13 protein-coding genes, 1 pseudogene and 1 riboswitch are annotated in these 9,953 nt (G+C 70.4%); of the genes and pseudogenes, 12 read left to right on the top strand and 2 right to left on the bottom strand.

Annotation, left to right across the window (positions count from 1 at the left end; translation table 11 throughout):
* The first annotated feature begins 145 nt into the window (after positions 1-145).
* Entirely contained in the window at positions 146-310 is a 165-nt protein-coding gene (locus tag AC01Y6_RS08565) for a hypothetical protein (RefSeq protein ID WP_428715453.1), read from the top strand.
* Here the strand turns inward: AC01Y6_RS08565 and AC01Y6_RS08560 are convergent.
* Complete coding sequence (locus AC01Y6_RS08560) at positions 280-882, bottom strand: hypothetical protein (protein ID WP_347240126.1); 603 nt, start codon at positions 880-882, stop codon at positions 280-282. The two genes, AC01Y6_RS08565 and AC01Y6_RS08560, sit on opposite strands and share 31 nt — an antisense overlap.
* A 64-nt stretch (positions 883-946) precedes the next feature.
* Here AC01Y6_RS08560 and AC01Y6_RS08555 point away from each other — a divergent pair, with 64 nt between their 5' ends.
* Genes AC01Y6_RS08555 through AC01Y6_RS08535 form a run of 5 tightly spaced genes read left to right on the top strand, consistent with a single transcriptional unit; the run spans position 947 to position 4,495 of the window.
* Positions 947-1,999: an Mrp/NBP35 family ATP-binding protein gene (locus tag AC01Y6_RS08555; RefSeq protein WP_428720127.1), complete on the top strand. Its 1,053-nt coding sequence runs from the start codon at positions 947-949 to the stop codon at positions 1,997-1,999.
* A 2-nt stretch (positions 2,000-2,001) separates the two neighbouring features.
* Positions 2,002-2,598, top strand: a complete 597-nt coding sequence (locus tag AC01Y6_RS08550) for a helix-turn-helix transcriptional regulator (RefSeq protein ID WP_428720128.1) — start codon at positions 2,002-2,004, stop codon at positions 2,596-2,598.
* A gap of 4 nt (positions 2,599-2,602) precedes the next feature.
* Positions 2,603-3,367: a 50S ribosomal protein L11 methyltransferase gene (locus AC01Y6_RS08545; RefSeq protein ID WP_428720129.1), complete on the top strand. Its 765-nt coding sequence runs from the start codon at positions 2,603-2,605 to the stop codon at positions 3,365-3,367.
* Between the two features lies 1 nt (position 3,368).
* On the top strand, positions 3,369-4,055 hold the full coding sequence (locus AC01Y6_RS08540; RefSeq protein ID WP_476671118.1) for a 16S rRNA (uracil(1498)-N(3))-methyltransferase: 687 nt from the start codon (positions 3,369-3,371) through the stop codon (positions 4,053-4,055).
* Between the two features lie 59 nt (positions 4,056-4,114).
* Entirely contained in the window at positions 4,115-4,495 is a 381-nt protein-coding gene (locus AC01Y6_RS08535) for a hypothetical protein (protein WP_476671120.1), read from the top strand.
* On the opposite strand, the gene AC01Y6_RS08530 is transcribed toward AC01Y6_RS08535, so the two are convergent.
* Positions 4,454-5,356 (bottom strand): AEC family transporter, encoded by a 903-nt coding sequence (locus tag AC01Y6_RS08530; RefSeq protein WP_428720132.1) that lies wholly within the window; start codon positions 5,354-5,356, stop codon positions 4,454-4,456. The genes AC01Y6_RS08535 and AC01Y6_RS08530 overlap by 42 nt on opposite strands.
* A gap of 9 nt (positions 5,357-5,365) precedes the next feature.
* Between AC01Y6_RS08530 and AC01Y6_RS08525 the strand changes: the two genes are divergently transcribed.
* From AC01Y6_RS08525 to AC01Y6_RS08500, 6 genes and pseudogenes are all read left to right on the top strand, one after another.
* The gene (locus AC01Y6_RS08525) at positions 5,366-6,238 is read left to right on the top strand and encodes a Rossmann-fold NAD(P)-binding domain-containing protein (RefSeq protein ID WP_476671116.1); all 873 of its coding nucleotides are present in this window, start codon (positions 5,366-5,368) and stop codon (positions 6,236-6,238) included.
* A gap of 368 nt (positions 6,239-6,606) precedes the next feature.
* Positions 6,607-6,765: riboswitch (cobalamin riboswitch) on the top strand.
* A gap of 134 nt (positions 6,766-6,899) precedes the next feature.
* Positions 6,900-7,757, top strand: a complete 858-nt coding sequence (locus AC01Y6_RS08520) for an ABC transporter substrate-binding protein (protein ID WP_428720922.1) — start codon at positions 6,900-6,902, stop codon at positions 7,755-7,757.
* Complete coding sequence (locus tag AC01Y6_RS08515) at positions 7,754-8,782, top strand: FecCD family ABC transporter permease (protein WP_347240215.1); 1,029 nt, start codon at positions 7,754-7,756, stop codon at positions 8,780-8,782. The genes AC01Y6_RS08520 and AC01Y6_RS08515 overlap by 4 nt, the downstream gene beginning before the upstream one ends.
* Positions 8,769-9,521 (top strand): ABC transporter ATP-binding protein, encoded by a 753-nt coding sequence (locus tag AC01Y6_RS08510; RefSeq protein ID WP_476671115.1) that lies wholly within the window; start codon positions 8,769-8,771, stop codon positions 9,519-9,521. Before AC01Y6_RS08515 ends, AC01Y6_RS08510 begins: the two co-directional genes overlap by 14 nt.
* Entirely contained in the window at positions 9,502-9,834 is a 333-nt protein-coding gene (locus AC01Y6_RS08505; RefSeq protein ID WP_347240217.1) for a hypothetical protein, read from the top strand. The genes AC01Y6_RS08510 and AC01Y6_RS08505 overlap by 20 nt, the downstream gene beginning before the upstream one ends.
* 39 nt (positions 9,835-9,873) lie before the next feature.
* Positions 9,874-9,953, top strand: a pseudogene (locus AC01Y6_RS08500) (3-oxoacyl-ACP reductase); the annotation flags it as partial.

The following is a 9,953-nucleotide window of genomic DNA, read 5'->3' as shown; positions in this document are numbered from 1 at the left end:
AGGGGGGCTTGCCGCTTCTGGGGTCCGCCACGAAGGGGTTCTTCGCCCACTTCTCCGCCCACTTGGGCTCCACGGACTTGGGGTCGTAGGCCTTGGGTAGGTCCATGCTACCCTCTACTTTACCCGTAGGCGCTAGGATGGAGCCATGGGCGAGGCGGCCCGGGCGTTGCCCGTAAGCCTTACGGGTCGCAAGGTAGGGGAGGATGTGGCCCAGGAGGTCCGCACCGAGGGCCGACTGCTCCTGCCCTGCGTGGACGCTCCCTTGGACCTGGCCGCCCTTTACGAGGGGGTAGAGCTGGAGAGGGCGTAGAGGTAGTACCGCCCCTCCCCCAGGTGGAAGAAGGCCTCCTCGTAGGCCAGGCCTTCTATGGGGGTCCCCTGGGGAATGGGGAGGAGGACCCCGCCCACCCGGACCCCCTCGGGCAGGACCTCCAGGACCCCCTGGGCCACCTCTTGGCTTTCCCCCTCGGGGTCGTTCAAGGGGGTGTAGAGGAGGCGCACCGGGAGGCCCCGGAGGCTATTTAGGACGTTCCTTTGGTCGCCAAAGGGCGCCCGGTGGAGGAGGCGCTCCTCCACCTCCGCCACCTCCCCCAAAAGGGCGTAGCGGTCCAGGGGGAGGAGGGCCCTGCCGCTTTCCAGGAGGACCAGGAAGCGGGTCCGGTCCTCCCCGCTTAGGCGCACGGGGGCCTTGTGAGGGCCCACCTTTGGGTCTTGGTCCAGGTCGCCCTGAAGGAGGGCCTTGGCGGCCTCCAGGGCCTCTTCCCTGGTGGCGTAGAGGCTGTAGGGGTTCACCTTGAAGAGGAGCTCGTAGCCCCTGGGGCCCTGCACCAGCCAGGCCAGGTGGAGCTCGTAAAAGCGCTTCTTCTGCCACTCGGGGTACACGGGCGAGTATACTGTACCTTTGCCCCTTGCCCAAAACTATCCTCGGGTATACTCTAGTCCCGGTATGGCGCTATCCGAAGAGCGGGTCCTCGAGGCCCTGCGCACCGTGATGGACCCCGAGCTCGGCAAGGACCTCGTCTCCTTGGGCATGGTGGGCGAGGTCCGGGTGGAGGGGGGCCGGGTGGACCTCCTGGTGAACCTCACCACCCCGGCCTGCCCCCTGAAGGGCCAGATAGAGGCGGACATAAGGCGGGCCCTCGCCCCCTTGGGGGCGGAGGAGGTGCGGGTGCGCTTCGGGGGAGGCGTGAGGCCTCCCGAGCAGTACCCCATCCCCGGGGTCAAGCACGTGGTGGCCGTGGGCTCGGGCAAGGGCGGGGTGGGGAAGAGCACCGTGGCCGCCAACCTGGCCCTGGCCTTGAGCCGGGAGGGGGCCAAGGTGGGGCTTCTGGACGCCGACCTCTACGGGCCCAGCCAGGCGAAGATGTTCGGCCTCGAGGGGGAAAAGCTCAAGGTGGACGGAAACCGCAGGATCCTTCCCCTGGAGCGCCACGGGATCCGGGTCCTCTCCCTGGCCAACATCGTCCCCCCGGGGCAGGCCATGGTCTGGCGGGGGCCCATCCTCCACGGCACCATCCGGCAGTTTCTGGAGGAGGTGGCCTGGGGGGAGCTGGACTACCTGGTGGTGGACCTGCCCCCAGGCACGGGGGACGTGCAGCTAAGCCTCGCCCAGCTCACCCGGGTCTCGGGCGGGGTCATCGTCACCACCCCCCAGGAGGTGGCCCTTATTGACGCCGAGCGGGCCGCGGACATGTTCAAGAAGGTCCAGGTGCCCCTCTTGGGCGTTTTGGAGAACATGAGCGCCTTCCTCTGCCCCCACTGCGGCAGGCCCACCCCCATCTTCGGGGAGGGGGGCGGCAGGCGGCTTGCGGAGAGGCTCAAGACCCGCTTCCTCGGGGAAGTTCCCCTCACCCTTCCCCTCAGGGAAAGCGGCGACCGGGGCGTGCCCATCCTGGTGGCCGACCCCGAGGGCCTCGAGGCCCAGGCCTTCCTGAAGGCGGCCCGGGAGCTCGCCGCGGCCTTAAGCGTGCAGGCCTTTTTGCCCTTGCCCATGGCCTAGGCATGGCCCTTCTTCTGGAAGGCACCAAGGAAAAGGTTCTGGACCTCCTCCGGGCCAAGCCCCTCACCGCCAAGGAGGTGGCCGCCGCCTTGGGGGTGAGCCGGGCCGCGGTCCAGAAGCACCTCCAGGACCTCGAGGCCCGCGGCCTGGTGCGCTCGGAGGTGCGGAAGTGCCCGGGGCGGGGAAGGCCCTACCGGCTTTACCGGGCCCAGGACGGGGAGAGCTCCTACGCCGCCTTATGCGGGGACGTGCTCCGGGGCCTCGAGGAGGCCTTGGGGAAGGAGAGGGTGGTGGCGCTCCTCCTCCAAAGGCACCGGGCCCTTCTCGCTCCCCTGGCCCGGGAGGGCCTTCCCTTGCGGGAGCGCCTTGCGCGCTTGGCGGCCTTCCTTAAGGAGCAGGGCTACGAGGCGGAGGTGGTGGAGGAGGGAGGGCGCCTTTACCTTTGCCAGAGGCGCTGCCCCAAGCTCGCCCTCTCCCGGGACCACGAGGCCCTCTGCGAAAGCGAGCTTCTCGCCTACCAGGAGCTTCTGGGCCTGCCTTTGGTGCGGGAGGAGCGCATCGCCAGCGGGGGAAGCTGTTGCCGCTACCGGGTAGAATAGCGGGGTGTGGGTCTACCGCCTGAAGGGCACCCCTTGGGAGCTGGACCCCATCCTCCCCGAGCTCTTTGACCGCGGGGCGCGGGGGCTAGAGGAGCGGGAAGGGGAGGTCCTGGCCTACTTCCAAGCCCCCCTGGAGCTTCCCTTCGGGGGGGAGTGGGAGGAGCTTCCCGACGAGGACTGGCTTTCGGCCTGGCGGCGGGACCTAAAGCCCGCCCTGGCCCCGCCCTTTGTGGTCCTCGCCCCCTGGCACGCCTGGGAGGGCCCGGAGGTCCCCTTGGTCATAGAGCCCGGCATGGCCTTCGGCACCGGGCACCACGAGACCACCCGCCTCGCCCTCATGGCCCTCGCCCGCCACCTCCGCCCCGGGGAAAAGGTCTTGGACCTGGGCACGGGAAGCGGAATCCTGGCCATCGCCGCGGAGAAGCTTGGGGGAGAGGCCCTGGGCGCGGACATAGACCCCGCCGTGCTTCCCCAGGCGGAGGCCAACGCCAAGAGGAACGGGGTGTCCCCCCGCTTCCTCCTCGGGAGCCTGGAAGAGGCCCTTCCTCTGGGGCCCTTCTCCCTGGTGGTGGCCAACCTCTTCGCCGAGCTCCACGCCGCCTTTGCCCCCCGCTACCGGGAGGCCCTCGCCCCAGGGGGTAGGCTCCTCCTCACCGGGATCCTCCGGGAGAAGGCCCCCTCGGTGCGGGAGGCCCTGGAGGGGGCGGGCTTCCTGCCCCTGGAGGAGGAAGGAGAGGGGGAGTGGGTCCTCCTCGCCTACCGGAGGTAGCGTGCGCCCCCACCGCGCCTACAGCCCTGGCCTAACCGGGGTCCTTCCCCCGGAGGAGGGCCGCCACCTGGTGGAGGTCCTGAGGGCCCGGGTGGGGGACCGCTTCACCGTGTTTGACGCCGAGCGGGAGGCTTTGGCCGAGGTGGTGGACCTGGGCCCCCCGGTGCGCTACCGCCTCCTGGAGGAGAGGAGGCCAGAGCGCGAGGTGGGGGTGGAGGTGGTCCTCTACGTGGCCCTCCTCAAGGGGGACAAGCTTTCCGAGGTGGTGCGGGCCGCCACGGAGCTCGGGGCTACCCGCATCCAGCCCCTCGTCACCCGGCACTCCGTCCCGAAGGAGATGGGGGAGGGGAAGCTCCACCGCCTTCGGGCCATCGCCAAGGAGGCGGCCAAGCAGTCGGGGAGGCTTTGGGTCCCCGAGGTCCTCCCCCCCATCCCCCTTGGGGAGGTGCCCCGGGTGGACCAGGGCCTCTTGGCCCACGTGGGGGCGAGGGTGAGGGTGCGGGAGGTCCTGGACCCAGAAAAGCCCCTCGCCCTCGCCGTGGGCCCCGAGGGGGGGTTCGCCGAGGAGGAGGTGGCCCTTCTCCAGGAGCGGGGCTTCCTCCCGGTGACCCTGGGAAGGCGCATCCTCCGGGCGGAGACCGCCGCCATCGCCCTCCTCGCCCTCTCTACCGCTGGGGAGGGAAGGTGAGGCCGCCCCGTGCTGGCCCCGGGAAAGCGCGCCTAGAGCGCCCTTTTGCCTCGGCTTGGATTCTTTTACTGCTTCTTCCCCTCCTCGCCGCCTGCCGCTACACCTTTTTGCCCCTGGACCCGGGGGTGCCTCCCCTTTCGGAGAGGCCCTTCGCCGTGGCCCGCCTCTTCCCGGAAGGGGGAGAGGCGAGGCTCGCCCTCCGGGTGGAGAGGCTTCCCCGGCCCGGCTACCTCCTCCTCCGCTGGTTCCGGGGGGAGACCCTCCTCAAGGAAAGGGCTCTCTTCCTGGAGGGCCCTGGGACCTACGAGGCCCGCTTTCCCCTGGGGGAGGGGTACCACCGCCTGGTGGGGCTTTGGGAGGGAGAGCCCCTCTTCCAGCTGGACCTGGGGACCCCGAGGCTACCGGACCCCGAGGAGGTAAAGGACCAGGGGAACCGTTAGGAAGGCGAGGAAGGTGGAGACCACCACGCTCCGGGCGACCCTAAGGGCGTCCCCGCCGAACTCCTTGGTGAGGAGGAAGGCGTTCACCGCCACGGGGGTGGCGGACTGGAGGACCAGGACCTGGTGCTCAAGCCGGGGGAGGCCGAGGAGGGCCCCCACCCCGTAGGCCACGAGGGGGGCGAAAAGGAGCCTCAGGGCGCTGGCCACGCCCTCAAAGGCCCCGACCCGGAAAGGGGTCTTGGCCATCTGCATCCCCAGGGTGAGGAGGAGGACGGGGATGGCCGCCTGGCCCATGAGCCTGACCCCCTCGTCCAGGCGGAAGGGAAGGGTGAGGTCCAGGGCTCTCAAGAGGAGGCCCAGGAAGAGGGCGTAGAAGAGGGGGAGGCGCAGGGTGAAGAGAAAGCCTTCCTTCAGCCCTCCTCCCCGGATGAAGGCCGGGCCCAGGCCGAACATCACCACGCTGGAGAGGACGAAGTAGACCACGGCCCGCCGCAGGCCCTCCTCCCCCAGGGCGAAGAGGGTGAGGGAGAGCCCCATGTTTCCGGAGTTGGGGAAGAGGCCGCAGACGAGAAGCCCCTTGGCGGCTTCCCGGGAGAGGCCGAGGAGCCTGCCCGTGGCCCCGATGAGGAGGTAGAGGGCCCCGTAGGTGAGGGCGAAGCCCAGGACGAGCCCCCAAAGCCCCTCCCGGGTGAACTCCGCCCGGTACATGCTGTCCAGGATGAGGGCGGGCACCAGGAGGTAGAGGGTGAGGCGGCTTAGGGTGGTGAGGTCCATGGGAAGGCGTCTTCCCAGAAGGTAGCCCGAGGCCACCACCAGGGCCACGGGGACCACGGTGTTGAGGAGGGCTTCCATGTGGGGCATTCTAGGGGTATGCCCAGCTATCGGGAACTGGCGGGGGCCATCCGGGAGGTCCTCCTCCGGGGAGCGGTGGCCCCCAGGCGGCAGGTCCTCCCCATCCCCGGGGGGAGCTTTTTGGTGATGCCCGCCGCCGACCAGGAGGTGGTCCTGTGCAAGCTGGTGACGGTGGAGCCCCAAAAGGCCCCGGCGGTGCAGGCCGAGGTCTGGGCCAGGCGGCTTTCCGACGGGAAGGTCTTCCACCTCCCCGGGGAGGAGCTCACCCGGAGGCGCACCGCCGCCCTTTCCCTCCTGGCGGCGGAAACCCTCGCCCTAAGGCGGGAGGGGGCCCTTTTGGTGGTGGGGCCCGGGGCGGTGGGGGAGGCCCACCTCGAGGCCTTCCGCGAGGGCTTTCCCCTCACCCGGGTCCTGGTGCGGGGGAGGGGAAGGGAGCGGGTAGAGGCCTTTTTGGCGAAGGCCCGGGCCCTAGGGCTTCCCGCCGAGGAATGGCGGGGGGAGGAGGTCCCTGAGGACGTGGCCTTCGTGGTCACCGCCACCCCAAGCCCCACCCCGGTCCTCCCCGAGCGGGTGCCCGAGGGGGTGTTCCTCGCGGCGGTGGGGTCCTTCCGCCCGGAGATGCGGGAGGTGCCCGAGGCCCTGGTGCGGGAGGCCGCGCTTTACTGCGACACCGAGGACGCCCTCTTGGAGGCCGGGGAGCTTCAGGGGGTGGAAAGGCCCGTGGTTTCCCTGAGGGAGGCGCTTTTGGGGAGGCGGAGCGAGGGGCGGTTCGTCCTCTTCAAGAGCGTGGGCCACGCCCTCTTTGACCTGGCGGCGGTGCGGGCTTACCTTGGGCCTTTCCCGGAGGGGCCTGCCCTCAGCCCTTCACCGATCCCGCCGGGAGGTCCCTGAGGAAGTACCCCCCCAGCAGGACGTGCGCCAAAAGGGTGGGCAGGGCCGCCCACCCCTTCCGCTCCGCCTCCACCATCCTCACCTTCCCCGAGCCCGGTAAGGCGGCGTTGTAACTCCCTGGACCCAACGGGTCATGCCTTGCGCCTCTGCGGGGGCCGCCTTGCGGGTTTCGGCGTCCAAGCGGTGGGTCGGCCGAAGCCCATGTTCCGAGGGTGCTCCCGGTCTTGCCGCATGGCACGGCCTCTTTTTTCGCACCCCAGGGGTTGGGGTCAAGGAGCGCGGGAAGGCTTGTGGTTGTCCGGGTTCACCCCTTGCCCTTTCCGCCCTTTGGCCTTAGCCTTAGGGCTAAGGCCCGCTAGGGCCGAAAAGCCAGGTCCCGTTGCCCTGGTGCCTGGGCGCGTAGTCCAGGCTTAAAGTGGGGAAGTCCGGTGCAAGTCCGGCGCTGTCCCGCAACGGTAACCGGCCAAGCGTCAGGCCCTTCGTCGCAGGCCGGAAGCCCGAATGCCTGCCAGGGCCGCCCGTCCCTCCCCTGGGCGGGCACCTCACGCGGATGGGGGAGAAGTGGGGGACAAACGCCTTTTGGCCTTTGGCCCCTGCCTCCCGGCAGGGGCTTTTCCCTACCTCCCCCGGGCCTGGCCCTAGCGGCCTTAGGGAGGTAGGCATGAAGAGGATTCTGGCGGCGCTCTCGGTTCTTTTGGCTCTGGCTTTGGCCTTTCCCCTCACCTTAACCGATGACCTGGGGCGCACGGTCACGGTTAAGGCCCCGCCCAAGCGCATCGTCACCATGCTCCCCTCGGTCACGGAGACGGTCTGCGCCCTTGGGGCCTGCGACCGCATCGTGGCCACGGACGACTACTCCGACTGGCCGGAAAGCGTCAAGAGGCTCCCCAAGGCGGGCGGCCTCTATAACCCCAACCCCGAGCTCATCGTTTCCCTCAAGCCCGACCTGGTCCTGGTCTCCAAGTACGGGAGGCTCTACGAGACCTTGGAGCGGGCGGGGCTTACCGTCTACGCCGTGAGGACCGAGACCTACGAGGACATCTTCAAGACGGTGCGCACCCTGGGGCGGCTCCTCGGCCTTCCCGCCGAGGCGGAGCGGCTCGTGGCCCAGATCCAGAAGGAGGTCTACCAGGAGGAGGCCCGGGCCGCGAAGGCCAAGGCCCGTCCCCGGGTCTACTACGAGATTGACCCCACCCCCTACACCGTGGGCCCGGAAAGCTTCATCGGCGTCCTCATAAGCAAGGCCCGGGGGGTGAACATCGTACCCAAGGAGCTCGGCCTCTTCCCCAAGATCAGCCCCGAGTTCGTGGTGGAGAAAAACCCCGAGGTCATCGTGGCCACCTACCCGAACGCCCTGGAGACCCTCCGCAAGCGCCCCGGCTGGGACCGGATCCAGGCGGTGCGCGCGGGCCGGATCTGCGTCTACACCGGAGGCGAGGATAATCTCCTCTCCCGCCCCGGCCCCCGGGTGGCCCAGGGCCTGAGGCTCCTCGTGGACTGCTTCCACGGCAGGCCATGACCCTAAGCCTTCCCCTGGCCTTCAGGCGGGGCCTGGTCTTCGCCTGGCTCCTTGCCCTGCTCCTCCTGGCCCTGGTCCTGGGGGTGGGCCTGGGGGCCGTTCCCCTCTCCCCGGCGGAGGTGGTTAGGGCCCTCCTCGGGCAGGCGGAGAACCCCATCGTCACCGAGCTCAGGCTCCCCCGGGTCCTGGCCGGGGTCCTGGTGGGGGCGGCCTTGGGGGTCTCGGGGGCGGCCTTCCAGGGGCTCTTCCGCAACCCCCTGGCCGACCCCTACCTCATGGGGGCGGCCTCGGGGGCGGCCTTCGCCGTGACCCTCTTCGCCGCGCTTCTCGGGGGGCTTTCCCCGGCGTTCGCCCAGCACGCCGTCTTCCAGCACCTGCCCCTCTCCGCCACCCTCTACGGCTTCCTGGGGGCCCTCCTGGCCACCCTCCTCACCCTGGTCCTGGCGGGGGGGGTGGCCCGCACCGGGGAGCTCGTCCTCGCCGGGGTGGTGGCGGGGAGCGTCCTCACCGGGGCCACCACCTACCTGATGATGCAGGACGCCGACCGGGTGCGGGCGGTGTTTGCCTACACCCTGGGCAACCTGGCCTTCGCCGGGTGGGAGGGGGTGCGGGTCCTCGCCCTCTTCTTCGCCCTGGCCTTCCCCCCCCTCCTCTTCCTGGGCCGGGTGCTGAACGCCCTGGGGCTCGGGGAGGAGACGGCGAAGAGCCTGGGGCTTCCCCTCGAGGCCCTCAAGCTCCTCCTTTTGGGGGCGGCGAGCCTCCTCACCGCCGCGGCCGTGGCCCAGGCGGGGATCATCGGCTTCGTGGGTCTGGTGACCCCCCACCTCCTCCGCCGTCTCCTGGGGGAGGACTACCGCCTTCTCCTGCCCGCGAGCGCCCTAGGGGGCGGGGCGCTTCTCGCCTTGGCCGACCTCCTCGCCCGCACCCTGGCCCGGCCCGCCGAGCTTCCCGTGGGGGTGGTCACCACCCTTCTCGGGGGGCCCTTCTTCCTCTACCTCATGTGGAGGCGCCGTGGGCGGGCTTGAGGCCAGGGGAATCGTGGGGCCCTTCGCCCTGAAGGGGGTGGACCTCCTTTTGCGCCCGGGGGAGTGGCTCGCCCTCCTCGGGCCGAACGGCTCGGGGAAGACCACGCTCCTCAAGGTGATGGCGGGGCTCCTTAGGCCCAGGCGGGGGGAGGTGCTCCTGGAGGGAAGGCCCCTTAAGGCCTACGGGAGCTACGAGCGGGGCCGCCTCCTCGGCTACCTCCCCCAAAACGGCCCCTACCCCGAGGGGCTTCTCGTGGAGGAGGTGGTGCGCCTAGGGAGGCTTCCCCACCTGGGGCTTTGGGGAAGGGAGGGGAGGGAGGACCGGGAGGCGGTGGAATGGGCCCTCGAGGTCACCGGGGCCTCCCGCTTCCGGGGAAGGCTCCTCGGCACCCTCTCGGGCGGGGAAAGGCAAAGGGTCCTCCTGGCCCGGGCCCTGGCGGGAAGGCCCAGGTACCTCCTGTTGGACGAGCCCACCACCTTCTTGGACCTGGAGCACCAGGGGGGGGTGGTGGCCCTCCTCAGGCGCCTGGCGGGGATGGGGCTTGGGGTGCTCTCCGTCCTCCACGACCCCAACCAGGCGGCCCTCGCCCACCGGGTGGCGGTCCTCGAGGGAGGAAGGGTGGTGGCGGAGGGGAGGCCCGAGGCGGTGTTCCAGGAGCCCCTCCTCGCCCGGCTCTACGGGGCGGGGGTCCGGGTCGCCCGCCTGGGGGAGAGGCCCCATGTCTACCTGGACCCGTAGGGCCAGGCTCTTCGTGCGGCGGCGCGCCTTCCTCCTGGACCTGGGGGAGGAGGTCTTTCTCTACACCGAGGGGGGGCCGCGGCGGGCCCGCTACCTCCTGGTGGGGCGGGTATCCCCGCCCGAGTGGCTCAGGCTCGGCCTTCCCAGGGAGGCCGTCCTCCACTACCCCCTGGAGGTGGACCCCCTGGCCTTTGAGTGGGAGGGGGAGACCCTGGTCCTGCCCGGGCTTCGGGTCTACCTGGGAGGCCCCCCCGAGTTCGTGGAGACCCCCTATTACGCCTGGCCCTTGACGGGGCCCCGCGGCCGGGAGTAGGGTGGGCTTACCGACCGGTTGGTCGTCTGGAGGTGGGGCATGCGGCTCAAGGACAAGGCGGTGCTCATCACGGGGGCGGCCCACGGCCTCGGCCGGGCCACGCTGGAGCTCTTCGCCAA

It is taken from the genome of Thermus sp., from assembly GCF_056332225.1.
This window is presented reverse-complemented; position numbering and strand designations above follow the sequence as displayed.

Bases quoted from the DNA above. Each gene is read 5' to 3' on its own strand.
- AC01Y6_RS08565 (WP_428715453.1), top strand. From the start codon at position 146: ATGGGCGAGGCGGCCCGGGCGTTGCCCGTAAGCCTTACGGGTCGCAAG.
- AC01Y6_RS08555 (WP_428720127.1), top strand. From the start codon at position 947: ATGGCGCTATCCGAAGAGCGGGTCCTCGAGGCCCTGCGCACCGTGATG.
- AC01Y6_RS08550 (WP_428720128.1), top strand. From the start codon at position 2,002: ATGGCCCTTCTTCTGGAAGGCACCAAGGAAAAGGTTCTGGACCTCCTC.
- AC01Y6_RS08530 (WP_428720132.1), bottom strand. From the start codon at position 5,356: ATGCCCCACATGGAAGCCCTCCTCAACACCGTGGTCCCCGTGGCCCTG.
- AC01Y6_RS08525 (WP_476671116.1), top strand. From the start codon at position 5,366: ATGCCCAGCTATCGGGAACTGGCGGGGGCCATCCGGGAGGTCCTCCTC.
- AC01Y6_RS08520 (WP_428720922.1), top strand. From the start codon at position 6,900: ATGAAGAGGATTCTGGCGGCGCTCTCGGTTCTTTTGGCTCTGGCTTTG.
- AC01Y6_RS08515 (WP_347240215.1), top strand. From the start codon at position 7,754: ATGACCCTAAGCCTTCCCCTGGCCTTCAGGCGGGGCCTGGTCTTCGCC.
- AC01Y6_RS08505 (WP_347240217.1), top strand. From the start codon at position 9,502: ATGTCTACCTGGACCCGTAGGGCCAGGCTCTTCGTGCGGCGGCGCGCC.